Origin of the sequence: Asaia sp. HumB, assembly GCF_030263835.1 — a bacterium.
GTDB lineage: Bacteria > Pseudomonadota > Alphaproteobacteria > Acetobacterales > Acetobacteraceae > Asaia > Asaia bogorensis.
Window position 1 is genome coordinate 1,527,158 of record NZ_JARPML010000002.1, and the last position, 22,919, is coordinate 1,550,076.

The window sequence follows — 22,919 nt, forward strand, 5'->3', positions numbered from 1 at the left end:
CGCCGAGAGCCGAGAGCGTTGCGGTGCTCGCGTCCGGATCGTGTGCGGCTGTACCCTCCGCGGTCTGATACGTTCCGACCATGCGCGTGTGGAACCGGCATGTGAGGACCGGAGAAAGGCAGCTTGCGCTAGCATCGAGATACATATCGAGCTCAAATTTGCCTTGTTCTTAGGCCCGAACACTCATCGAAAGGAATGACCCTGCACAAGCGAACGTGCCGCCGAGAGGCGAGGGGCTGCGCAGTTCGTCATCATCGTTGCGCGGGAAAGATCTTGACGAATCCGCGATTAGCGACGAAAAGCAACCCGTTCATGCGCCATGCCGGGTTAGCACAGTGGTAGTGCAGCGGTTTTGTAAACCGAAGGTCGGGGGTTCAAATCCCTCACCCGGCACCAGAACTCCTTATAAATCAAGCATTCTGGAAAGCGCATTGTGCGAACGAATAGAGCACAGCGCATGGCATGTCGGATAAAAAGCCGGATATGAATTACGCGGACTTTTGAACGTCCGAATCAAAAAATCGTCCAAGAAGTTAAAGTTTCGCGCTCGGAATTCCCTGTCACCGGGGGGTAATGATCTGACGCAACTCGTCCAAGCTGAGCCAAGGCCGACGCGCGTGAATCATGCGGTGACAATTGGCACATAGAAGTGCCAGGTCGGACAATTTGGTCTTCGTCCCAGGCTCAATGAGGTGCAATGGTTTGATGTGATAAGCGCAAATAAGAGGGGCGCGATTTTATCGGGATGATGTTTACTTGAGGCGAGCGGCCAAGGTCCTGTCGCCGCCGATATCGCCGTCCGTTGCTTAAAGCTTCCTCAATCACCGTATCCGACGCGATAACCAGGCCGCATAGATTTCGGTGGTTTTGACCGAGCTGTGGCCGAGTTGCTGGGACACCTCATAGATCGAGGCGCCTTGTTGCAGGGCACGGATGGCGTAGGTGTGTCTCAGGTCGTGGCAGCGGAAGTGGCGGGCTTTGTCCGGTATGGCGCTGGCTAGTAGCACGCGGAAGCGGCCCGGGACGTTGGTGTAGCGCTGTCCTGACGGGTTGCGGAAGACGTAGCCGCTCGCGTTTTCCGGGCGGCTGCGTTGCAGCTCTCGGGCCTGTCTGGTCGAGAGCCTGACCACGCGGGGCGATCTCGTCTTCGTTCTGGCAAAGGTCACGGTGGGGCAGGGGGCTTTGAGGTCCAGCTGCTCCCATGAAAGCGAGGCGGCCTCTTCCTGCCGGCAGCCGGTCCGGGCCAGAAAGCGAATCATGTCGCGCATGCCGGGTGGGGCGCGGCGCGTCAGGCGCGCGAGGTCGCGCAAGGCCACGGGCCGAATGGGTTCGCGGCGTTCCTTGATCTCTTCCATTTCGTCCGGCACCGGATTGGCGGTAATCCAGCCGGCACGACGCGCTACGCGCATGATGCGGCCCATCACCATCAGGTCGCGGCGTATGGTGGCACCAGATGTCTTGGTGCGTCGTCTCGCCGCCACGAATTCATGCACGTCGCGGGAGGTAATCAGGCTGATATCCCGCCCCGCGAAATAGGGGTGGAGCTGCCGCAGGCTCGTGCGGTATCGCGTCTGGGTGCTGGGGCGCAGATCGGCAAATTGCAGCTCCTCCCACCGCACCACGGCGTCTTCCCAGTTCCTGACCTCAGGGGGCTTTATGCCGGCGCGCTGGTCTTCCGCCTTTTCGAGCAGCTCTTTGAGTCGCTGCCGGGCTGTACGCCGATCAGTCGTGCGTAGCGATCGGCGGATGTCGCGCCCTTTGATCTGGATCCGAGCGTAATAGGTGCCGTTTGCGGCCTGGTAGAGATTGCTGGACACGACGGCCTTCTGGCCTCCTGATCGAGATAGTCGTCAATCGCTGACGTCGTTATGCGCCAGACAGAACCGATCTTGGCGGCGCGTAGAGCGCCCGTGGCGCAAAGCTTCTGGATGAGGCGCGGCGATACGCGCAGCTCGTTCGCTACCTCTGCCGCCGTCTTGCGTATGTGGGTCATGAGTCCTCATCAAAGTCGGAAGTCTTCAGGGCATCGAGCGTCCGAAGTTGTGTCTCCAGATCGCGGCAGCGCAGCCAGATACGGGCAGAACTCACGATCTGATGCAGGAGAAACAGGATCAGGCATGCCGTGATCGGATTTCGCGCGATCGCGCTCCAGAGCATTTTGGTCATGACCGTCCCAGACGCCCGTGACGGGCCAGTAGGGCTAGAACGGGATTGGCATTAGGGGCGTCAGGAATGATGCTGCGCCCTTGGGCGGCACGTTCCATCTGCTCGGCCTCGTGGCGCTTGTCGGCCGCAGCGTTTCGCCACAGGCGTTCGGCTGCGGTGCGCCCGGCAAAGCCTGCCTGCTCGGCTAGGCTATCCATATAGGATGCCATGGCCCGCTTGGCCCTGATGGTATCGCGCCCGGTGAGCGGTGGTGTGGTTGGTCTGTCGGGGAGAAAAACGGTTTGAACCGGCGATGCTGACATCGGCTTGCGCTCCATCGTGGACGAACGATGAAACTATTACCGGCGGTAATTATAGCGAGCAAGAATTTTCTTACCGGCGGTAAGATTAATTTTTGAGGGCGGAGATCATCTTAAGGAGGATATCTTGCTGCTCTGGAGGGAGGTCGCGAGCCTGTATAAGAATCTCACGCTCCTTTTTGGTCTGAGCTTTCACTTCTTCTTCGGGCTCGTCTCCGGTCAAAAGCCAGCCAATCGATCTGCCCAAAGCGTCTAAAAGCGCTGGAACGCGCTCCCTCCTAGGCGAAGAACGCCCAGTTTCATATTGGGCGATCGCGTTTTCTGTAACGCCGATCATGCCGCCAAGTTGAGCTTGGGTAAAGCCCAAATGTTCGCGTTGTGTTCTTATCCTGATTCCCATCGCTATAGCGGCTGGTGTCGGGGGATTCTTCCTGGATTTCGCACTGCTCATATCCAATTTGATGGCAGATTCCTGACAAGGTCCCACCTTAATTGTCTTGCTTACCATACTTACCGCCGGTAATGTATCGACATGCGTGATCCTATCCTTTCGGACATTCTCAGTCGCAAAGGCGCCGTTAAGCAAATTGCAGCGGCCTGCAAAATTTCTCATGCGGCAGTTTCGCAATGGGAAAGAGTGCCCAAACGACACCTTCACGCCGTGTCTCGTGAGGCGGGCGTTCCCCCCGAGACACTCCGGCCTGATCTCTTCAATTCTGTCGCACAAAGGAATGCAGCATGAGAATCCATCATGCTCTGCAGGCTATTGGCTGCATGCCGCGCCGTCATCCGAAGGGTGTCCGGGCAAGGTCGCCTTACTCCTCGCCGGGTTCCGTCGGATCGAGGGCCCAGCCATGACCACGCATGCTATCAAGACGGCCACGCAGTCTGTCATTCGCGCTGTGGGCGGTGTCGATGCAGCGGCGAGTTTCGTCCGCGTCGGGCGGTCGCAGCTTTCAGACTACCAAAACCGCCATTCGCAATCGGTCGTGCCGGTCGATGTCGCGCTCGAGATGGATCGCTGTGCGCAGGAGCCGATCGTTCTGGCCGCCATGGCGTTGGCTGAAGGGTATATCCTCACGCCGCTCAAGGTGGGCGAGGGCGATCTTGCTACCGATATCGAGAAGGTATCGCACAGCTTCAATGAAACGATCGCCACGACGCTTCGCGTGCTGGCGGATGGTGTTGTTGAGACGCATGAAGTCACGGCCATGCGGGCCACGCTTTCAAGCCTGCATCGCGCCGTAGGGCATGCCCTGCATAATCTGCGCGCCACTGAGAAGGCGATGGAAGAACCCGTTGCAGCGCTGCGGGGTGTGTCATGAGCGGCGCTCTTGCCTCCGCCCGTGGCCCCGGTTTGCGCGGCAAATCGGCCAGTTCGGGCGAGCAGGCTCACGCAAATGCCGTATTCAACAGGCTGTGCCGGACCCGTATTGCACGGATTGCCCTCGCCGGGCTGATCGGTCGCCAGCCTGACACGGTGGTTAAATGGCATCATGTGCCCTCGAACCATGTGCGTCCTTTCCTGCGAGCCTATGAAAGCGGCAGGCTGGAGCGGGCAATTCGGGCGCTGTCACCTGTCGTGACACCCGCCGAATGCCGCCAGGCGCGCGATATCGTGCGCAAGATACGCGCCCGGCGTGGCGGCAAGAAAACCCTGGGTGAGGCGCTCAAGGTCGCGCCTGACAGTGTGAAGTCCTGGAATGAAATCCCGCTGCGTCATGTGCGTGCCGTACTCGCTTGTTTCGGGGCCGACCGCGACTTGGCTGAGAGCGATGTGCCGCCTGTCAAACCCTCGGCCAGCACGGCGCAGGTGTCGGGCGTGTGGCATCGCAAGTGCCTCTATTGCGGCGCAGACTTTTCGGTGAACTCGCCATTCATCCGCCGGTGCGAAACGCATAGGGGGCAAGGCTGATGGCTCGTCCTGCGCTCGATCGCACCCGCCTCGCGCCTGCCGTGCAGGGCTATCACCGCAGGGGCTTCCCGGCACGGCTCATTGCCACGCGCCTTGGCATTTCCGAGCGCACCACGCGCGGCATGCTTAAGGCGCTGGGGCTGACCGCAACACGCCCCCAAAGCCGACAGATCATGGAGATACGTCATGGGTGACGTTCAACCGCTCGGGCATCTGGCCTCGGTCAATGAGCCCGAAAACATGCAGGCCGAGGCGGCGCTACTGGGGGCCATCCTGACCAATGGCCGTCGTGCCCTACCTATGGTCGAGGAATATCTGCGGGCCGAGCATTTCTATGAGCCGCTCAATGGCGTGATTTACGCTGCCGCGCTCCGCATGCACATGGCGGGTGTCGAGCCTAATGTGATCCTGATCCGCAACGAGATCGGCGATTCCGAAGTGCTCATGGGGCGTGACGTGGCGGAATATCTTGGCCAGATCATGATGGCCACGGTTGGCATTCTCAATGCCGGCGATTATGGGCGCGCCATCTTCGACGCCTGGACGCGCCGCCAGCTACGCAACCACTGCATTGATGTCGCCCGGCTTTGCCTCACCCCCGGTGGCCAGACGGGCGAGGATCTGGTCGAGCAGATGGAAGCCGGGCTGCTCGATATTGCCCAGAACATGCGCGAAAGCCTGCCGAACGTGACGATCTCCGAAGCGATCCGCGAGGCGATTGCCTGCGGGCAGGAGAACCTGCTGCGGGGCTCGGCATTGGCCGGGCTTTCATGGGGCTATCCCGCCATGGACCGGATGACAGGCGGCCTACTCGATGAGGCGCTTTATGTGATCGGCGCTCGCCCGGCCATGGGTAAGACCGCTTGGGCGCTCGGCGTGGCCATGCGTGTTGCCGCCAACGGGCAGCGCGTTCTGTTCTGGTCGGGCGAGATGGCCGCGCGGCAGATTGGCGCGCGCGCCGGTGCGGCCTATGCCGGGCTCTCGACGCTCTCGGTCTTTGCAGGACGGCGGTACGATATTCCCGAAGATATCGAGACGGGGCTGCGTGTCCCGCTCGAGGGGTGGCAGTGGCAGGATCTCCAGGCGGGAGAAAAAGCCGCCGAGGCCGTGTCGCTCGAGCTGGATGTGCGCTCCGGGCTGACCGTGGCTGGGCTGCGTTCGCGCGCGCGCCGCATGAAGCGCAGCAAGCGCGGACTTGGCCTCATCGTACTCGATTATGTCGGGCTCATGCATGGCAGCGATGCCGCGCGTCGTCGCGGCCGCTATGAGGAAATGACCGAGATCAGCGCCGGGCTCAAATCCCTCGCCAAGGAACTCGGCATTCCCATCATCGCGCTCGCCCAGCTCAACCGTGAGGTAGAGAAGCGCGAGGACAAGCGCCCGACCGAGGCCGATCTGCGCGATAGCGGCGGGCTGGAGCAGGACGCCGATCTCGTCGCGTTTCTTTATCGCGACCACTATTATCTCAAGAAAGAGGCCAGTGGTGACGGGCTACAGAGGCGCGACAAGGAAACGGCCGAGCAGTTCGCCAATCGCTGCTCTGAATTCCAGTTCCGCCTGCAGGAGTCGGTCGGCAAGGCGCAGATCCTGATCCGCAAGAACCGCCATGGCGGGACCGGATCGGTACGCATGCGCTTCGATGATGACAGCACCTGGTTTCGCGATGAGTGCGAAGACCCGCGCAGCCCGGCCTGGGTTTGTCGGGACGGTGCAGCATGACGCGCCCCGCTTCGCGCCGCCGCTACGGCATCCACGCCCGCGCCATCATGGCCGACCCGCGCTGGTCTGTGCTGCCGCTCGCCGCACGCGGCATGTGGCTGCATCTGGCCGATATCGCCGATGTCGTCACCGAGCTGCGTGCGCCTGCACGCGGCCAGGCGCTGACTGTGCCTGACCTTGCGCGCCTGCTGGCAGCAGACCCGGCCGAGGTGATCGGCGCCGTGTCGCATCTGGTCAATCGAGACATTATCGAGCCCGTCGCGGACGGGTATCGTCTGAAAGCGTACTGAGATGACCAAATCTTCGATCGAAAGACGGGCGCTCGCGATGGTCGCCAGTGACCTGCGCCTGTTCACGTTGGCCGCCGAGGCGGTGGTGGTGTGGGTGCGTCTGATTGCGGCCATTCTGGAATACGGTGCTGATGGCATTCTGCACGCCGGCAAGGACGGTGCGCCCGACCTCGCGACGCTTGCACGCTTCCGGTTTCATGTGACGGAAACCCAGCTCGAAACCTACATGGAAACCTACGCCAGAATCCGGCTGATAACCTATGACGCGGCAAGCGGGCTGGTCGGATTGCCTGAAACGCTCCAGCCGACACGACGCGCCATTGCGTCGCGATTGAACGGCAAAAAGGGCGGAAGACCGCCGAAAAACGCTAATCCCATGCCGCAGCACGACCCGCGCCAACGCACCGCCATGATGCCGATCTCAGGAGGGAAAAAAGTGTCGCAGGAAACCCAGAGCAAAACCCAAGCCTCCTACGCGCGCGACAAGCTTAGCTTAGCTTGTAATATAAGCTTAGAAGATAAAGCTAAGCTTGGGGCGCAGGTGAGTGATGCGCAAATCGACACGGCCTATCAGCGCATCGGCCCTATGGCGTTCGAAGCGGCCGGGTTCGACCCAGCGCGTGACATGGGTAATTACCGCATCGTGCGCCAATGGGTAGCCGATGCCCTGCATGACGGATTGAGCGCCGAGGAAACCGAACGGCTGATCCTGGGCGTGGTGGAATCCGTGTCCGAGCGGCAGCGCAGCAAGGGCGCTTCGATCAGCCATCTGGGCTATTTCGGCAAGGCGATCGGCACAGCCATTGCAAATCGCGACGTGCCCGAAGCGCCACTGAACGAGGCCGAGATCGAAGCCGATCGCGCCTGGAAACAGGACATGGACACATGGCGCGAGCGTGTGGCGTCCGGCATTGCGGGTGCAGTCAATGAGCCGATTCCGAACCGTGCCGACTACCTCGAACGCGCAAGGCTGGCCGCATGAGCAGGATGTCCGTGCATTTCGACCCTGAGCGCAGCCTGCCGGAGCAGGTAGGCGAATGGCTGGACGAGGCGGCCCTTACGCTTGCGGCCCTTCCCGCCACTGGTCTGCGCCCAGCCGGTGCGAGAAGCACATGGCCGGACTATCTGCGCGATCTGGAAGATCTTGGTTGGGATCGTGAGAGCGATGAGTTCCTGCCCAGGCCGACCGCTGAACAGATCGACCGACTGGATATCGTGCTGACCTGGATACCGCTGATCGAGGACCGGCAGCAAAAGATGGTCGTGCATATGCGCATGATCCGACATCCGATCTCGGGCGATAACAGGTGGAAATGGGAGCAGATCGGGAAACGGCTTGGTGTATCCAACCATACAGCGAAAGCGCGCTTCGATGGTGCCTGTGCGGTAATTGCGAGACGGCTACGCCTTCCAAAAACGTGGTCTTAAAAGGTGCCGTAGGTAATTTGAAAACAACCGGATCTCACACCGACGTTTCTGATAAATACTATCAGAGACTTGCTTTTTCTTTTTCGGCATTAACACTCATTCTTTGGTATACTCCCATGGTCAACACGACTGCAGAGGCTACCAATATTAGAAATGCCGGATAAAGAATATTGCTAGGAGCCTTGTCCGAGGCTTCAAACACTCCAACCAACCCTTCGACAAATAATGCGATGGAAATTGAGCTCACAAATTTCATCAGACTGACCCTGGCTTCGTTCAGAGTCTGATTGCCGGTGGGTTTGGAAAACTCCTCCTCGAGGAAATATTTTGCCACATCGAAAACTGCGAGTGCTATCACTACGATGCTGATTGCTTTTAATAGCTTTGTTTTCGCATCAGTAAATGAAATCAGAAAAGAGCCGACCAGATCGAAGCACGAAAAGACTATCATAAATATAGCTAACGTAATTAGAAATATTCCTGCAAAACCGAAAAAACATTTAGATATTATGCGTCTACCGTATTTCATTTGTGCCTCCATAAGATTTTATTATTATTTTCGAATTATTGAAGAAATAAATAATCGGCATGCTCGCGCGTGAGAGATGTTTTATATCGTCGCGGCTTATATGAGATGATAGCACAGATAGAGCGCAGGATTAAAAAAGATCGCGGTCCATTTTTTTCTTCCATATTTTCCATTTTTGCAGTTATGTGTTTGTCATACTTACGAGACGCTTGCCTGATTGGGCAGGCGTCTTTTTTGTGCCTGTTTTACGGAGCGGTGACCCATGGCAGCCCGCAAACTGCAATGCATTGCGCCAGCGGTTCGCAGCATCCAGGTTGGCATTGCAATGGCGCTGCCCAAGCAAACAAAAGCCATCTACCTCTCGCCCGAATGGCGCGGCCTCATGTCCCGCCTTCTCGCCCAGCGCGGCCGACGCTGCGAGGCCTGCGGCCGCACAGGCTGCCGCATCTTCGGCGATCATATCCATGAGCTGAAAGACAGCGGCGCACCGCTCGATCCAAGTAATGTCCAGCTGCTTTGCGGCTCCTGCCACAGCATAAAGACCGCCCGCGTTCGGGCGATCCGTTGCCGTGAAACGGTTTGAGATGAGCGTCAAGCAGTTTGTTTTGAACTCTCCTGGCCTCGGCGTGAGCCATCGAGTTCGCACCACAGCATGTGAGCGGCAGCCACAATGGCCGGCCCGATGAAGAGGCCTACCAGGCCGAGCATGTGCAGGCCCCCCAGGATGGCAATCATCGTGTGCAGGAACGGCAGGCGGGTCTCGTCGGAGATGAACTTCGGACGGGCGAAATGCTCACCGCAGAACAGAACGAAGAGCCCCCAGCCAGCAACGGCAATGCCCATGTTCATCGACCCTGAAGCTGCGACGATACCGCCTACGAGAATTGCCGCCGGATAGCCGCAGAACGGGATCGACGCAGCAATGGCCAGAAGGATCGTCAGGATGACCGCATGGCTGGCATCCGCAATGAAGATCAAAGGCGAGCAGACAAGCGCCTCGCCGATACCAACGAGAACCAGTCCGTTGACGGCACCACGAATGCTGCGAACGATGTGCAGAAGAATGTCGTCACGCTGGGTGAGCTCAACACTGACCCTGCGAAGAGATGAAGTGACCCGCCCGTAGGAAAGAAGGCAGCATGCTGCGGTCAGCATGGCGATGAAAAAGGCTTCCAGGAGATGCGGGATGCTTTTGAGGATCTTGAAAGCTGCGAGCCCTGCGATCTTGGAGATCGACTTGGTCTGGGCCTTGGCCATCTTCATGATTTGTTGCGGGTCAATTTTGTTTGCGAGGCTTGCTGGAAGCACGCTTTTGACCTTGTCGATCCGAGTTGAGACGGCAGGCGGCAGGGCTGGCGTCGCACTGTCGCCAGAGCCTGCTTCTTCCCCATTATGATCTGTCGGCTCGGGCTTCCCCGCACTCTCGTGGTTCCGCGGCGATACGGCACGATCTTGCGTGGCTGCGTCAGGACCGTTTGCCGGGGCCGATGTCGGGTGAGGAGCGATGAGATGGTGGGCTTTTTCCGAAAGCGATCCGATTTCGGTTACCGCGCCATAACCCGCTATGCCAGCCATGATCGTGAAGAGCACGCAGGTCAGCCCGATAAGGCTGATGGCCGCCATCTTTGCACCGATAAGCTGTCCGAGTTTGCGCTGTATCGGCCGTACAGCAATGGCGATGACCGCGCCCCATGCCAGAGCGACAATAAGCGAGAACGAGATCCAGATTGCCCCGGCATAGATCGCAACGCCCATGCTGATGAGTGCGAGATACTTTACCCAGGGATGACGTTCAGAAATGAGACGAGAGGCCATCTGACCATGTGTTCCTTTTATCGGTTGGTGTGCGGTCGGAGTCGGGAGCGCAATGTTAAGTGGCCGCGGGAGGGACAGGATCGACCGTAACCGCCACCCCGCTTTGCAACAGGTCTTTTGCCTCTTCCATACTGCCTACCGCTGGCGGTGATCCTCGCAAAGGCATTCCTGCCGTTTCACGAACGGTCAGCATTGTAACGATGCCGATGAACGCTGCGCCCATCAGGTACCAGGCGGGCATGTCCAGATATGTTGTCTTCTTTACCAGCCAGGCCATCAGAAGCGGTGTCGTCCCGCCGAAGAGAGAAACGGACAAGTTGAATGCTACCGAGAGGGCCGTATAGCGAATCGGGGTGTAGAACAATGCTGGCAGTGTAGATGGCATGGAGCTCGTGAACCCGGCCAGGGCAATGCCGAGCAGCATCAATCCCAGAAAGATCAAGCTATCGGAATGACTCTGGATCAGATGGAAACACGGGATTGCAAGAAGTAGTAAGGCAGCTGACGCGCCCAGGATCATTGGTCGGCGCCCGATGCTATCGCTCAGGAAACCGCCAATAATATTGATCGGCATCATGAGGATCATCACGACGATGATGAGGATCAGGCCCTTGCTCTCTGCGTAGCCAAGAGAAACGGTCATATAGCTCGGGATGTAGGCGAGCAGCATATAATCAGTGACATTAAAAACGAGAACGAGGCCCACGCACTTCGCGAGTTGCCGCCAGTGCACGGCAAACAGGTGGCGCCAGCCCGGACGGGCATTCTCGCGCTTTTCAGCTTCGAGCGCATACGCTTTGAATGAGGGTGTCTCTTCCAGTCTTGTGCGTGCGTACAGGCCCAAAAGCCCCAGAGGTGCCGCGAGAAGAAAAGGAATACGCCATCCCCACGCGAGCATCGTCTCTTCGCTCAGACTCACCTGCAACAGCGTCACGAGACCAGCGCCGGCGACATATCCTGCAAGAGTGCCGAACTCGAGCCAGCTTCCCATCAAGCCTCTACGACGATCGGTCGAGTATTCGGCGATGAACGTTGCGGCGCCTCCGTATTCTCCACCGGTCGAAAAGCCCTGAACGAGGCGCGCTGCAAGCAGGGCTATCGGGGCCCAAATACCGATAGTGGCGTAGGACGGAATCAAACCGATCGCAAAAGTCCCAAGCGCCATGGCAATCATCGTGGCGGCCAGCACTCGCTGCCGACCGTATTTATCACCGAGCGGACCGAAAATGACTCCACCGATAGGCCGTATGAGGAAGGCGATCGAGAACGTGGCGAGCGTGGCAATCAGGCTTATCGAGGCGTCGGTGTCTGGGAAAAAGACCTTGCCCAATGTCACGGCGATATAGCCGTAGACCCCGAAATCGAACCACTCCATGGCATTACCCAATGCCGCGGCACCGACGGCACGCCTGAGCATGTCAGAGTCGACTACGGTGATATCCTGATGGTTGAGCTGGCGCCTGTGTTTGAACCATCCGAGATGTGGATGAGAACTTGGATCTTTCGTCATTGAGCAGGCTCCCTCTCTGGTTTGAGGGAGCGGTTTTTGCTGCAGGGTACGAACCCCGCATTCACTGACATCAAGGAAATCATGCAGTTACAATATCAGGAACCCCTTAAGATGTCGAAAATGTAATCTGTCCCGATTTGTGGGCAGACACTTTCGGCAGCTCCAAGACGGCCCGCGTCCGGGCCATCCGGACCCGCGAAACCCCGACCTGCTGACCCCGAGGGGGCGGGTCGAAAGTCCGGCCGGATCCTGCCCCCGCAACCGCGCAAGGCTCAGCGGCAGATTTTCCGGTCTATCAAGGAAATCAAGTTATCAAGGAAAGGGACCAGAAATGGCTCATGGTGGCGCACGTCCTGGCGCCGGACGTAAAAAGGGCAGCCGGAACAGGAAGCAGGTGGACTGGAACGGCCCGCTCGTGGTCGATCCCTCAGCACTTGCGCCCGGCCTCGATGCCCTGAGCGGCATGAGCCCGCAGGATCTGTCGACCTGCTCGCCGCTCGCCTTCCTCACGCATATCTACCGCAATCGCAGTCTGGCCGCCGCCATACGCGCTGACGCTGCCAAGGCCGCTCTCCCCTACGCCCATGCCCGCCTCGCAGCCCCACGCGAGGATCAGCCCGCTTTGCCCGGCCTCGATAGCGGCTGGGGCGACGATCTGCCCCCGATCAACAGAAGGAACTGACCATGCTGGATCTGAGCCGGAAGGACTGGGAGGCGCGCCTGCGTGCCGGCCGGTCCCTCCTGCCGGATCTGGAGCCGCTCAATCCCGCTCTCGCGGCGCGGGCCGTGCGCTGCTTCGATCGTCTGCGCATCCCTGACGTACCCGGCACGCCCGCCATGGCCGAGGCCTGCGGCGACTGGTTTCGCGAGATCGTCTCGGCGTTGTTCGGCGCGCTCGATCCCGACACAGGCATGCGCGCCATCCAGGAGCTGTTTCTTCTGGTGCCGAAGAAGAACAGCAAGACCACGAACGGCGCTGGGCTGATGCTGACGGCTGTAATCGTCAATGAGCGCCCGAACGCCGAGTTCCTGATCGTCGCGCCCACCAAGGAAATTGCCGATCTCGCCTTCAGCCAAGCGCTCGGCATGGTGCAGAACGACCGCACGCTGATGCGCTGCTTTCAGGTGCAGCAGCATCTCAAGCGCCTCAGGCTTCACGCGACAGGCGCAACCCTGCAGGTCAAGGCCTTCAGCCCTGACGTCATGACTGGCGTAAAGCCCGCAGGCGTACTGGTGGATGAGCAGCACGTCATTGCCATGCGCAACGATGCGGGCAGCGTCATGCGCCAGATACGCGGTGGCATGATCTCCCAGCCCGAGGCGTTCCTGGCCATCATCACCACACAGAGCGACGGCCCGCCTCGGGGCGTGTTCGCGCAGGATCTGATCCGTGCCCGCGAGATACGCGACGGCAAACGCTTCCAGCCGGTTCTGCCGGTCCTGTACGAATTGCCGCCCGATATCCAGCAGCCCTCCAAACTGCCCGGCGAGGCCGCGCCCTGGGAGGATCCCGCGTACTGGCCGATGGTGCTGCCCAATCTCGGCCGGTCGATCACGCTGGACCGCCTGAAGCGCGAGTATGAGGACGCACGCGAGAAAGGCGTGGGCGAACTGGCCAGCTGGGCCTCGCAGCATCTCAATGTCGAGATCGGCCTTGCCCTGCGTTCCGATCGCTGGGTGGGGGCCGATTACTGGCAGGGCGCAGGCGATGACACGCTGACCCTCGAAGCCCTGATCGAACGCTGCGAGGTCATCGTGGCGGGCATCGACGGCGGCGGCCTCGACGATCTGCTTTCGCTGGCAGTTCTCGGGCGCGACACCATCACGGGCCAATGGCTGCACTGGCAGAAAAGCTGGGTGTTCGAGGGCGTGCTGGCGCTTCGCAAGCGTGAGGCCAGCCAGCTGTGCGACTTCGAGGCGCAGGGCGATCTGATCATCACCGCCGAGCCCGGCACCGATATCGATCAGCTGGTGGCGGTCCTCGGCACGATCGACCGGAGCAACAAGCTCGCGATCGTGGGGCTCGACCCGATGGGCGTGGGCGCCATTGTCGATGCGCTGGCCCAGATCGGTATCGCGCATGAGCGCGTGGTGGGCATCTCGCAGGGCTGGACGCTCTCGGGTGCCATCAAGACGGCCGAGCGCAAGCTGGCGGATGGCACGCTCTGCCATGGTGCGCGGCCCATCATGGGCTGGGCCGTCTCGAATGCGAAGGTCGAGCCGCGGGGCAATGCCATCATCATCACCAAACAGGCGGCGGGCTATCTCAAGATCGACCCGCTGATGGCGCTGCTCAATGCGGTGACGCTGATGAGCCGCAACCCCGAGCCGCCCGGTGGCGGCCGGATGGATGATTTTCTCTCAACCGGGATCATTGCCGTATGAGCATCGCCACGAGACTGCGCGGCATGGCCTACAAGGCCGCAAGCACGGCTTTCCAGTCCGTCACGGGCGTATCCCTCACCGATCTGCGCCTCGGCGCTTTCATGGCGAGCGGGCCGAGCATTTCCGGCCAGCGTGTCTCGGTCGATACCGCGCTCCAACTCGACACGGTCTGGGCCTGTATCCGGCTCCTGTCCGAAACAATCGGCGCCATGCCGCTCAAGCTGCATGAGCAGCAGGGTGATGGGCAATCGTCCCTGGCCCGCGATCACCCGCTTTACCGGGTGCTGGCCCGCGCGCCGAATGCCGATATGACGCCCATCGAGTTCTGGTCGTGCATGGCCGCGTGCTGCCTCGCCTGGGGCAATGGCTTCGCCCAGATCATGCGGCGCGGTGACGGACAGATCGTGGCCCTCAACCCGCTGCGCCCTGACCGGATGACGGTGCAGCGCGATCCCAGCACCGGGGCGGTGGTCTATCGCTACAGCTATCAGGGCAAGACACTCGCGCTCGATGAGGGCGACATCTTCCACATCAAGGGCTTCTGTTTTGACGGGCTCATGGGCATTTCGCCGATCACGGCGGGACGGCAATCCATCGGGGCCGCGCTCGCCGCCGAGGAAACGGCGGGGCGCATGTTCCGCAACGGCCTGCTCTCGCAGACCTATATTTCCGCTCCGACCTATCTGAGCGCAGCGCAAAAGGAACAGGCGAAGGCAATCCTCGCCGATTACTCGGGCGCGATGAACGCGGGCAAGACGCCCCTGCTCGAGGGCGGGTGGAAGGTCGAGAGTATCGGGCTCAAGGCCGAGGATCTGCAACTCCTGCAAACCCGTCAGCTGGGCGTCGCCACGCTTTGCCGGTGGTTCGGGGTGCAGCCGGTCATGATCGGGGCGATGGAAAAATCCACGGCCTGGGGCACCGGGCTGGAACAAATGAATCTCTGGTTCCTGCAATATGCCCTCATGCCCTGGCTGCAACGCATCGAGCAGGCTGTTTCACGCTGTCTGCTCTCGCCTGTCGAGCGTGACCGGTATTTCGCCCGGTTCAATGTCGATGCCCTCCTGCGTGGCGATAGCACGGCGCGTGCGGGCTACATGCAAACCGCGCTGCGCTCGGGCTGGATGACCGTCAACGAGGCCCGAGCGAATGACAACCTGCCCCCCATGCCGGGCGGCGATGTGCTCATGGTGCAGGCCCAGATGATCCCGCTTGCCGATATCGGCAAGCCCCGCAACCTGACCGCCACAAGCGGGCAAGACCCGCCTGCCAGTAACCGACTGCCCGGCACGCAATCCGGCATCACGGGAGATGACAATGAATGACTATCTGGCCGCTGCTTTCGAGTGGAAGTTTGCACCCGACGCGAAAGAGGGCAGCTTCGAGGGCTATGGCAGCGTGTTCGGCCACCAGGACGCGCACGGCGATATCGTCCTGCCCGGTGCTTTTGCCGAGACCCTGGCCGAGCGCAAGGCGCAGGGGCGCAACATTCCGATGCACGTCATGCACGGAATCCTTGGCGGTGACGGCCTGCCGGTCGGCATCTGGGAGGATGCCAGCGAAGATGCGCACGGTCTGCATCTGCGCGGGCGTTTGTCTGGCATGGATACCGATTACGGGCGCAGGCTTTACGGCCTGGTCAAGGATGGCGCGCTCGGCGGCCTTTCCATTGGCTTTTCCGTGCGCAAGGACGGCGCAACCCCCGGCACCGCTCCAGGCGGCCCGCGCCGACAGATCAGGGCCGTGAACCTGCATGAGGTCAGCCTGGTGGATGACCCGTCAAACGCGCTCGCCCGCGTGACCGAAATGCGCAGGCGGTTTTACCCGGTGGGGCCGCAACTGCCCGATCTGGCGGCAGAGCTTCGCGCCGCCAGCCGTAGTCTCGTCGAAGCGGTCAGATCGCAGTCATATGCGAGCCTCCGCTGATCCGGTTCGGGCTGCTCGGTTACGAAGCGCGTCATTTGCGCAGGAACGACCCGGTCCGCGCGTAATAAGCAAGATTATCTTCCAGGGGGCTGTCGGTCGGACAGACGCGTATCTTGCCTGTCTTTCGGTCGACAATGAGCGGCACGCTGCCGGTAAGCTGATCATCGGGATCGTGTGTCTTGAGGAAGCGTTCCGACTGATAACGAAAACACCACCCGCTCTCGAATTCCTGTTCGAAAACGATCTGGAGAGGTTTGTCAGATCTGCTCAAATAAAACTCTACGGCAGCTCTGGCATCGTCGAACGTCATGACTGATCCTTTTATCAAATTCTTCTAGCCCGCCTTGCTCTGACGCTACGCGATCCGGACCAAATCGTCGATACGAACATCAATCATCTATCTCTCGAGGGCGCATGTTGGCGCCCTTTTTTTATGAGGATTACCCTATGTCTGATTACGAACAGGCCGCCCGCGAACTCAAGGCCGCGACCGATGAGGTCAAGCGTTTTGCCGAAGCCTCAACCACGGAATTGCGCAACCTCGGCAAGGTCACGGAAGAAACCAAGGCCAGTGCAGACAAGGCCCTGGCCGAAATGAACGGGCTCTCTACCCGCCTGACCGATCTGGAACAGAAAGCCGCCCGTCACCACGAACCGTCCAGGGACGCTACCCGGTCGCTTGGCGAAGAGTTCATGGCCAGCGATGCGGCACGTGACCTCAAATCGTCTTTTCAGGGACGGGTCAGGACCGAGATGGAGCGAAAGGCACTGACGACAGGGCCTGCCACCATGGGCGCGACGACGTCTGCCGGAACATCTCTCATCCCCGCAATGCGCCTGCCGGGTATCGATATGATCCGCCTGCCGCAACCCACCTTGCGCAACCTCATCCCCTCCGGAGCGACCTCGTCACCCATTATCGAATTCGTCCGACAGAAAAGCTTCATCAATAAGGCTGCACCGGTCGCCGAAGGTGCGGCCAAGCCGTATTCGGATGTTAGTTTCGAGCTTAGCCGGGCAAATGTCGCGGTGATCGCCCATCTGTTCAAGGCGTCCAAGCAGGCACTCGACGATGCCCCCGAGCTCGTCTCGATCATCAATGCGCAGGGCGTCGCAGGGCTCGAGCAGGTCGAGGAATACCAGTTCATGTACGGTGACGGGACGGGAGCGAATATCCTCGGTCTCATGAAGCAGGCGACCGCTTTTGCGGCGCCGGCCGGTCTTACGGTTCCAGATGCCGCTCTCGATACGATCCGAATGGCCATGCTGCAGGCATCGCTCTCGCTCTACCCGGCAACTGGCATCGTCCTGCACGAGATCGACTGGTTTCGTATTACCTCCGTCAAGGACGGCATTGGCCGCTATGTCCTCGGCGACCCGCAATCCGTCGCGACGCGCTCCCTGTGGGGTCTGCCTGTTGTCGTCAGCAACACGATCCGACAGGGCGATTTTCTGGTGGGTGCCTTTGCCTCCGGTGCGCAGATTTTCGACCGGCAGTCCGTCGCAGTCGAGGTGGCCACTGTGGGCGACGATTTCGAGAAAAACATGGTTACCGTTCGCATTGAGGAACGCACCGGCCTCGTCGTTTATCGTCAACAATCCTTCATTACCGGCACCCTGCCGCCCGATGCGACGGCTGCAAAGAAATCCTGATCGGGAGCAGGTCATGACGCTCACCATTCTCGAAGCGCCAGACAAAAACCTTACCCTGGTCTCGCTCGACGCCCTGCGCGATCAGCTGGCGGGCGAGCCAGCCGGGCAGAACAATGACCCGGCCCTGAACGAGTATCTGGCCCAGGCCACGGCGCTCGTACAGGCCACGCTGGGCCGTCCGGTTCTTGCGGGTCTGTATCGCCAGACCCTGCGCGTCGGGGATGGCGAGCGCCGCCTTTCGCTCGCTCTCACGGCCTCACCTGTGGTCGAGATCGTCACCGTCACGCAGGATGGTTTCACCCTCGACCCCGGCCCCGAGGGCTGGGAGTGCGCGGCCTGGTCCGGCCTGCTTTATCCCTCTCACCTGCAGGGTGCATGGTGGTGGCCGGGGTGCTATCGCGTGACCTATCGGGGCGGCTGGATCCTGCCGGGCATGAAAGACGATCAGGGCGAGCCCCTGGCCCCGACCGTGCCCGCCGATATCCGCGCCGCCACGCTCTCGACCGCCCGGGCCCTGTTCTTCACTGCCCAGCGCGGCGACCCGCTCCTGCGTTCCGAGAGCGAGCAGGGCGTGGGCGCAAGCAGCTGGGCCATGCCCGATGCAAGCCTTGGCGGTCTGCCCCCCGATGCGGCATCCATCATCGCCCGCTATGCGCAGGCGGGTCTGTCATGAGCGTAGGCGCCAGCCGACGCAGGCGGCAAATCCTGCGTGCCGGGCGTCTCATGGTGCTGAGCCGGGCCGATCTGAGTGAGAGCCTGACTGTTCTGGGTTACGCCCCGCCACCTCAGGCCGCCCAGCTCGACGAAGGGGTTGGCAAAGCACCGTTCATCGCCCAGATCACCGCCGATGAAACCTCGCGCAGTGGCTATAGGCCCCGCCTGCGAGACACCCTGCGCGACGGGCCGAAGACCTACACCCTGACCGATGCCAGCCCGGTTTACGATCGGGGTACGTTGTGCGGCTGGACCCTGATCGCCTCGGGAGGTTCGTGATGCTGTCCGATATCGTCTGGAACGATGCCTATGCCCGGGCCTCACGGGTGGCGGATCAGCAGTCTCTGCCGCTGGTCGACGTACTGATGCAGCCCGCAGAAGACCGGCCCGATATCCACTGGCGCATGGAAACACAGACCAGCCGATCCGACAGGCTCGGTCTGGGCGAGAGTGCCATGGAAGAAGAAGGCGAGATCGCGCTGCATCTGACCATGCGTGTGGGCAGGATCTCGACGCCTGACGCGCTGACCCTGTGCAAGACGATGAGCACCATGTTTCGCGCGCAAATGCGCGAGGATACCCCTTGGCCTGACGGGCTCTTTTACGACGGGCAAAGTCTCTATCCGCCCGATCCCGACATAACGGGAAACTGGATCAGCATGAGTCTCATGATCCGCTACCGATACCAGGACTGCCTCGCCGCACCCTGATTATTCTCCGAAAGGTTTGCGATGAAATTCTTTCCCCTCGTGGAGACCGCTGACAACAGCGGTCTTTTCGTGCTGACCGGTGCTGTCTTTGACGCATCCGGCGCGTCGATCGCCCTCGACAAGGTGGCGGCCAATGTCGCAACCGGCCTGCGTGTGGCCGTGTCGCCCTATCGGGCTATGGGCGGCATTCCATCCCCCATCACGCCCTCGCGTGCTGAAGAAGGGGCAAGCTACGAGCTTCTGGTCGAACAGGAGGACGAGCCCGGCACATTCGCGTCTGACGGGCAGTATCTGACAAGTCAAAGCAGCGATGCCGCCCCGCTCGCACTCACCCTGCAGCTTTGCTATGGCCGCCGCGTCGCGCTCATGCGTCATCAGCCTGAAGATGGTTCCGGCGCGACGACATCTCTCGAAAAGGCGTCATCGACCAACAATGCTTCCGGATCGACCGGCCCCAGCTCCGTTACCTCGGCGGGCTCCAGTTCGAATTCAGGGGCATCGGCCAACGCGGGCAGTGCCGTCAACTCCGGCGGCTCCTCTGCCACGCCTGCCGTGAAGGGAGCGTGATATGGCCTTTTCAGGTGCAACAGCAGGATTTCAGGCCGGGGTACAGGCCAATGACACCATTCTCGCCTACGCACGCGAGGTCACATATGGGGTAGCGCCGAGTGGCCCCTATCAGCGCCTGCGCCTGACCGGTGAGAGTTTCCGCAGACAGAATACGAGGCAGCGCCCTGAGGAAATCAATCCCAACTGGGAGGCCTCCCAGGCCGTCACGACGCAACAGGCCGTCGGCGGCACATTGTCCGGAGCTCTGTCATTCGGCTCTTATGATGTGCTTTTGGCCTGTGCGTGTTCGGGCACGCAAAACGATCGATCCGTTTCCATCCCCGAGGGCGTGAAGATGGATCTCAGTGCCTTTTCCTGGACGGGCGGCAGGGTGGTCCTCGCAACCACAGGGCAGCAGATCTGGAACGTGCTGCCGTCGGTCGGTTTTGTGCGCCTGCGCTCGCCTGTCGATAAGATCGATGCCATTTTCCCGTATGAGGCGCGCGGCGATTTCCTCGATCCTGCCGATGGGGTTTTCACCATAGGCAAAGGTCTGCTCGATGCCGGGGCCTCTGTGCAATGTCCACGCATCGTCAACGGAGCCACGTTCAACAGCCTCACCTTTATCGAGCAGCTGGGCGATGAAATGCTGGTGCGCACGGGCGGATTTGTAAAGCAGATCCAGATCTCGATTGCCCAGGGCCAGTTTGCGACGATCTCTGCCGATCTCGATTTTCGCGACGAGCAGCGCGTGACGTCATCGCCTGCGAGTGACCTTTTGCCGCCGACCGACAGTTTCGTCCTCGACCCGGTCAAGGGATGGGGATCGCTCTGGCTGGATCGCAAACGGGTCACGGCACCGATCCGTCAGTTTCAGCTGACGATCACGCGCGACGGCGCAGGGCAGGATTTCGCCATGGGCAGCGTGGCAGCTGTCGGGCAGCGGCCCGGCAGTTTCATGGTGTCGGGCCAGATCCAGCTCTTTTTCCGTGACAGCACCGAATACCAGAAATTCCAGGACGACTGGCAGGGAGCGGTTCAGGTTCTGCTCAAGGACAAAAAGGGTAATGGCTACGGCCTGACTTTCTATAACGCCTCGCTGCAGAACCCGCAGATCAATGCAGGATCGAAGAACAGCACGATCGTTGCGACCTTCGACATCGAGGGCAACCCGCGACCGGGGGGCGGCACCTTCGCCCTGAGCATTTTCCCGGCCTGATCGCCTGGTCTTCGCTCGCAACATCACAGGCGGTGCCCCCGCTCTGAAACGACCTATCTCAAAAACAGAAAGACTGACGCAATGGCAAAACTCTCTGCCTTTTCCCGCGATGCTGGCCGTGTGCAGGAGGGCGAAACGATCGAGGTCAGGCCGCCCGGCAACACGTTCCTCATCACCACACGCGGCTTCACGCCGCGTTATCGCGACGCGCTCTATATCCTCAAGAATACGGTGGCGAGCCGTCTCAACCGCGCATTGCAGCCAGGTGCCACGCGCTACACTGCCGAGAGCCTGCCGCCGACCGAAGATGACAGGGCACAGGGTCAGGCCATTGCCGAACATTGCGTGCTTGATGTGGATGGCTTGCAGAATGACGACGGCTCCGAAATCGGGATTGACGCCTTTCGCCAGCTGCTTGCAAGCGGTGAGCATCCGATGCTGATCGCCCTTGCCATATCGGCTGCAGCCAAGGTGGGCGAACAGCGTGCCGACGAACATCGGGACGCGGTGGGAAACTGACAGCGGCGCTGGCTTGGGAACTCGAATACGGCCCATTCACGGGGCCTGACGAGGTGCCAGAGATCCGCGAAGCCATACTCGCCAGCAAGCCTGCCCTCCCACCCTCACTCGAACGCCCATGGCGTGGCTGGCATGATTTGCAACACGATCGTGCCTGGCTAACCGATCTGGTCGGGGCTGCCATGGGCAAGATTCGGGGCGTATCGCGCCCAGGCGGGATCTCCTGGCAGGCGCTGGCACGGTGGTGTGAGGCCAATGCGGTTTCGGAAGACGACCGGCCATGGATCGAGGACCAGATCCGCGCCATGGATAGCGTCTTCATGGCGTATCGAAACCGCAGGATCACCGAGGATATCGAACAGTTCATGAAGGGATGAACTATGGCGAGAGCCGCAACCTTCAGCCGGTCACTGCGCCTCTTTGTCGATCGCAATCTTTCCCCCGATGCCCTTCGGGCTAAAATGGCAATACAGGCCATTGTGGCGCGTGACGCGGTGATCGCACGCGGCGAGGCTCCGCCCAGCTGGCGGCGCTATGTGGACGGTAAAGCCGATGCGCCAGAAACAAGCGTGCGACTGGATGGAGCCATTCTCTATCGCTTCAATCTCACGGGCGAGGCGGCAGAGGCGGCGCTCGCTCTGTGTCGGTCAACATCGCCCGTACGCAGCGGACGCTTTCGCGATGCCTGGGTGCTGATCTGTGACGGCAAGCCCTGGAAACAGCCGCTCAAGGATCTGCCCGCTGACAGCACGATTTTGATCGTCAATCCGATGCCTTATGCCCGCAAGATCGAGACGGGGGCGCTTGAGCCCCGCATACGGCGCAACCAGATCGAGCACGTGCGTCAAACCCTCATGCGGCGTTTTCCGACGCTTACTTTCGGCAAGATTTTCGTCCGCCTGGGTAGCGGCATCGCACCCTCTGCCCCCTACATCCTGCGCGGCGCTTCGGGCGAGCGCAGGACACGGGCTGGCACGGTCATGACCTATCCGGCGCTGCAGATCACCCTGCGGTCATGAAAACTGGACCGGCAACAATCAGCCCTTGATTTCGTGGCAGGTGAGCATGGCGCTGGCATCCATTTCGCTTGAGAACATGGCATCGTCGCCCTTGCTCCACCAGACGTATTCAGCCGCCGCGTATTTGGCGCCGCTCGCGGCAATCACGTCGGTAAATATCTGCGTTTTTCCGTCGACCGGAAGCACAGCGAGGCTGATATCGCCCGCGTTGATATAGCTTACCTTGACGATTTTCTCGGGCAGGACAGCACGCAGCTTAGCTGAACTCGCGCCCTTTTTTGCCTTGCAGTCGTAGGACACAGTCTGACGGTGGATGTCGGTCGACGACGACAGTGGAATTGAGAGTGAATCGCCAGTCTCTGCGTGCGCGGATGCAACAGCGGTCATGGCTGTCAAAGCAATTGCGGCTCCCGTCAATCTACGAATCATAGTCCTGCTCCACTTTCTGTTGCGCTTGCCTGCGCGTTTCGCGGCATGCGCGCACCTTCCTATCAGATGACGGCAATATTTCGGCTCATCCGCATTTCACAAATGCGCGGTCCGATGCTGCACGCATG

The 22,919-nt window shown here is 60.6% G+C and carries 31 protein-coding genes, 1 tRNA gene and 1 pseudogene; 22 read left to right on the top strand and 11 right to left on the bottom strand.

All coding sequences use genetic code 11. The features are described from left to right. The first annotated feature begins 321 nt into the window (after positions 1 to 321). A tRNA-Thr gene (locus tag P5689_RS07945) sits at positions 322 to 396 on the top strand. A 164-nt stretch (positions 397 to 560) separates the two neighbouring features. Here P5689_RS07945 and P5689_RS15540 read toward each other — a convergent pair. The 6 genes and pseudogenes from P5689_RS15540 to P5689_RS07965 form a co-directional block, all read right to left on the bottom strand. Next, positions 561 to 698 (bottom strand): HNH endonuclease, encoded by a 138-nt coding sequence (locus tag P5689_RS15540; RefSeq protein WP_352230624.1) that lies wholly within the window; start codon positions 696 to 698, stop codon positions 561 to 563. A gap of 123 nt (positions 699 to 821) precedes the next feature. After that, a complete protein-coding gene (locus tag P5689_RS07950) occupies positions 822 to 1,817 on the bottom strand; it encodes a site-specific integrase (RefSeq protein WP_285532705.1) in 996 nt (331 codons plus the stop codon). A 29-nt stretch (positions 1,818 to 1,846) separates the two neighbouring features. Next, positions 1,847 to 1,993, bottom strand: a pseudogene (locus P5689_RS15545) (helix-turn-helix domain-containing protein); the annotation flags it as partial. Beyond that, positions 1,990 to 2,166, bottom strand: a complete 177-nt coding sequence (locus P5689_RS07955) for a hypothetical protein (protein ID WP_158625463.1) — start codon at positions 2,164 to 2,166, stop codon at positions 1,990 to 1,992. The gene P5689_RS07955 and the pseudogene P5689_RS15545, both read right to left, overlap by 4 nt. Next, the gene (locus P5689_RS07960) at positions 2,163 to 2,468 is read right to left on the bottom strand and encodes a hypothetical protein (protein ID WP_285532707.1); all 306 of its coding nucleotides are present in this window, start codon (positions 2,466 to 2,468) and stop codon (positions 2,163 to 2,165) included. The genes P5689_RS07955 and P5689_RS07960 overlap by 4 nt, the downstream gene beginning before the upstream one ends. A gap of 85 nt (positions 2,469 to 2,553) precedes the next feature. Next, positions 2,554 to 3,078 (bottom strand): helix-turn-helix domain-containing protein, encoded by a 525-nt coding sequence (locus P5689_RS07965; RefSeq protein ID WP_285532708.1) that lies wholly within the window; start codon positions 3,076 to 3,078, stop codon positions 2,554 to 2,556. A gap of 241 nt (positions 3,079 to 3,319) precedes the next feature. Here P5689_RS07965 and P5689_RS07970 point away from each other — a divergent pair, with 241 nt between their 5' ends. From P5689_RS07970 to P5689_RS08000, 7 genes are read left to right on the top strand one after another with little or no spacing between them, the layout of a single operon-like run. Continuing rightward, entirely contained in the window at positions 3,320 to 3,790 is a 471-nt protein-coding gene (locus tag P5689_RS07970) for a hypothetical protein (protein ID WP_285532709.1), read from the top strand. Continuing rightward, positions 3,787 to 4,380 (top strand): hypothetical protein, encoded by a 594-nt coding sequence (locus P5689_RS07975; RefSeq protein WP_285532710.1) that lies wholly within the window; start codon positions 3,787 to 3,789, stop codon positions 4,378 to 4,380. The genes P5689_RS07970 and P5689_RS07975 overlap by 4 nt, the downstream gene beginning before the upstream one ends. Further along, on the top strand, positions 4,380 to 4,574 hold the full coding sequence (locus P5689_RS07980) for a hypothetical protein (RefSeq protein WP_285532711.1): 195 nt from the start codon (positions 4,380 to 4,382) through the stop codon (positions 4,572 to 4,574). The genes P5689_RS07975 and P5689_RS07980 overlap by 1 nt, the downstream gene beginning before the upstream one ends. Then, positions 4,567 to 6,099, top strand: a complete 1,533-nt coding sequence (locus tag P5689_RS07985) for a DnaB-like helicase C-terminal domain-containing protein (RefSeq protein WP_285532713.1) — start codon at positions 4,567 to 4,569, stop codon at positions 6,097 to 6,099. Before P5689_RS07980 ends, P5689_RS07985 begins: the two co-directional genes overlap by 8 nt. Then, the gene (locus P5689_RS07990; protein ID WP_285532714.1) at positions 6,096 to 6,389 is read left to right on the top strand and encodes a hypothetical protein; all 294 of its coding nucleotides are present in this window, start codon (positions 6,096 to 6,098) and stop codon (positions 6,387 to 6,389) included. The genes P5689_RS07985 and P5689_RS07990 overlap by 4 nt, the downstream gene beginning before the upstream one ends. A gap of 1 nt (position 6,390) precedes the next feature. Further along, complete coding sequence (locus tag P5689_RS07995; protein ID WP_285532715.1) at positions 6,391 to 7,371, top strand: hypothetical protein; 981 nt, start codon at positions 6,391 to 6,393, stop codon at positions 7,369 to 7,371. Continuing rightward, positions 7,368 to 7,817 (top strand): DUF6362 family protein, encoded by a 450-nt coding sequence (locus P5689_RS08000; protein WP_285532716.1) that lies wholly within the window; start codon positions 7,368 to 7,370, stop codon positions 7,815 to 7,817. Before P5689_RS07995 ends, P5689_RS08000 begins: the two co-directional genes overlap by 4 nt. A gap of 61 nt (positions 7,818 to 7,878) precedes the next feature. Here the strand turns inward: P5689_RS08000 and P5689_RS08005 are convergent, their stop codons facing one another. Next, positions 7,879 to 8,346, bottom strand: coding sequence for a hypothetical protein (locus tag P5689_RS08005; protein WP_285532717.1), 468 nt, complete (start codon positions 8,344 to 8,346; stop codon positions 7,879 to 7,881). A 262-nt stretch (positions 8,347 to 8,608) separates the two neighbouring features. On the opposite strand from P5689_RS08005, the gene P5689_RS08010 reads away from it, so the two are divergent. Then, positions 8,609 to 8,929, top strand: a complete 321-nt coding sequence (locus tag P5689_RS08010) for an HNH endonuclease signature motif containing protein (protein ID WP_285532718.1) — start codon at positions 8,609 to 8,611, stop codon at positions 8,927 to 8,929. Positions 8,930 to 8,937: 8 nt separating this feature from the next. Here P5689_RS08010 and P5689_RS08015 read toward each other — a convergent pair whose 3' ends face one another. Together P5689_RS08015 and proP are read right to left on the bottom strand one after the other, a co-directional pair. Then, the gene (locus P5689_RS08015) at positions 8,938 to 10,161 is read right to left on the bottom strand and encodes an AI-2E family transporter (protein WP_285532719.1); all 1,224 of its coding nucleotides are present in this window, start codon (positions 10,159 to 10,161) and stop codon (positions 8,938 to 8,940) included. Positions 10,162 to 10,216: 55 nt separating this feature from the next. Continuing rightward, positions 10,217 to 11,671, bottom strand: coding sequence for a glycine betaine/L-proline transporter ProP (gene proP / locus P5689_RS08020; protein ID WP_285532720.1), 1,455 nt, complete (start codon positions 11,669 to 11,671; stop codon positions 10,217 to 10,219). A gap of 331 nt (positions 11,672 to 12,002) precedes the next feature. On the opposite strand from proP, the gene P5689_RS08025 reads away from it, so the two are divergent. From P5689_RS08025 to P5689_RS08040, 4 genes are read left to right on the top strand one after another with little or no spacing between them, the layout of a single operon-like run. Further along, on the top strand, positions 12,003 to 12,353 hold the full coding sequence (locus P5689_RS08025) for a hypothetical protein (protein WP_285532721.1): 351 nt from the start codon (positions 12,003 to 12,005) through the stop codon (positions 12,351 to 12,353). A 2-nt stretch (positions 12,354 to 12,355) separates the two neighbouring features. Then, positions 12,356 to 14,056, top strand: a complete 1,701-nt coding sequence (locus P5689_RS08030) for a terminase TerL endonuclease subunit (protein WP_285532722.1) — start codon at positions 12,356 to 12,358, stop codon at positions 14,054 to 14,056. After that, positions 14,053 to 15,378 carry a phage portal protein gene (locus P5689_RS08035; protein WP_285532724.1) on the top strand — a complete coding sequence of 442 codons (1,326 nt, stop codon included), beginning with the start codon at positions 14,053 to 14,055 and terminating at the stop codon, positions 15,376 to 15,378. The genes P5689_RS08030 and P5689_RS08035 overlap by 4 nt, the downstream gene beginning before the upstream one ends. Continuing rightward, entirely contained in the window at positions 15,371 to 15,979 is a 609-nt protein-coding gene (locus P5689_RS08040) for an HK97 family phage prohead protease (protein WP_285532725.1), read from the top strand. The genes P5689_RS08035 and P5689_RS08040 overlap by 8 nt, the downstream gene beginning before the upstream one ends. 31 nt (positions 15,980 to 16,010) lie before the next feature. Here the strand turns inward: P5689_RS08040 and P5689_RS08045 are convergent, their stop codons facing one another. Continuing rightward, complete coding sequence (locus P5689_RS08045; protein ID WP_285532726.1) at positions 16,011 to 16,289, bottom strand: YrhB domain-containing protein; 279 nt, start codon at positions 16,287 to 16,289, stop codon at positions 16,011 to 16,013. Positions 16,290 to 16,426: 137 nt separating this feature from the next. Between P5689_RS08045 and P5689_RS08050 the strand changes: the two genes are divergently transcribed. The 9 genes from P5689_RS08050 to P5689_RS08090 all read left to right on the top strand — a co-directional run bounded on the left by P5689_RS08050 (position 16,427) and on the right by P5689_RS08090 (position 22,362). After that, positions 16,427 to 17,632 (top strand): phage major capsid protein, encoded by a 1,206-nt coding sequence (locus P5689_RS08050; RefSeq protein ID WP_285532728.1) that lies wholly within the window; start codon positions 16,427 to 16,429, stop codon positions 17,630 to 17,632. 13 nt (positions 17,633 to 17,645) lie between these two features. Further along, positions 17,646 to 18,305 (top strand): hypothetical protein, encoded by a 660-nt coding sequence (locus P5689_RS08055; RefSeq protein WP_285532730.1) that lies wholly within the window; start codon positions 17,646 to 17,648, stop codon positions 18,303 to 18,305. Beyond that, positions 18,302 to 18,625 carry a hypothetical protein gene (locus P5689_RS08060; protein ID WP_285532731.1) on the top strand — a complete coding sequence of 108 codons (324 nt, stop codon included), beginning with the start codon at positions 18,302 to 18,304 and terminating at the stop codon, positions 18,623 to 18,625. Before P5689_RS08055 ends, P5689_RS08060 begins: the two co-directional genes overlap by 4 nt. Next, on the top strand, positions 18,625 to 19,056 hold the full coding sequence (locus P5689_RS08065; RefSeq protein WP_285532732.1) for a hypothetical protein: 432 nt from the start codon (positions 18,625 to 18,627) through the stop codon (positions 19,054 to 19,056). The genes P5689_RS08060 and P5689_RS08065 overlap by 1 nt, the downstream gene beginning before the upstream one ends. Positions 19,057 to 19,077: 21 nt before the next feature. Next, entirely contained in the window at positions 19,078 to 19,623 is a 546-nt protein-coding gene (locus P5689_RS08070) for a hypothetical protein (protein WP_285532733.1), read from the top strand. Between the two features lies 1 nt (position 19,624). Continuing rightward, on the top strand, positions 19,625 to 20,824 hold the full coding sequence (locus tag P5689_RS08075; protein WP_285532734.1) for a phage tail tube protein: 1,200 nt from the start codon (positions 19,625 to 19,627) through the stop codon (positions 20,822 to 20,824). Between the two features lie 81 nt (positions 20,825 to 20,905). Then, positions 20,906 to 21,343 (top strand): hypothetical protein, encoded by a 438-nt coding sequence (locus tag P5689_RS08080; protein ID WP_285532735.1) that lies wholly within the window; start codon positions 20,906 to 20,908, stop codon positions 21,341 to 21,343. 53 nt (positions 21,344 to 21,396) lie between these two features. Next, the gene (locus P5689_RS08085) at positions 21,397 to 21,720 is read left to right on the top strand and encodes a hypothetical protein (RefSeq protein WP_285532736.1); all 324 of its coding nucleotides are present in this window, start codon (positions 21,397 to 21,399) and stop codon (positions 21,718 to 21,720) included. A 3-nt stretch (positions 21,721 to 21,723) separates the two neighbouring features. Continuing rightward, positions 21,724 to 22,362 (top strand): hypothetical protein, encoded by a 639-nt coding sequence (locus tag P5689_RS08090; protein WP_285532737.1) that lies wholly within the window; start codon positions 21,724 to 21,726, stop codon positions 22,360 to 22,362. An 18-nt stretch (positions 22,363 to 22,380) separates the two neighbouring features. Here the strand turns inward: P5689_RS08090 and P5689_RS08095 are convergent, their stop codons facing one another. Beyond that, positions 22,381 to 22,749 carry an MliC family protein gene (locus tag P5689_RS08095; protein ID WP_285533863.1) on the bottom strand — a complete coding sequence of 123 codons (369 nt, stop codon included), beginning with the start codon at positions 22,747 to 22,749 and terminating at the stop codon, positions 22,381 to 22,383. Positions 22,750 to 22,919 lie beyond the last annotated feature (170 nt).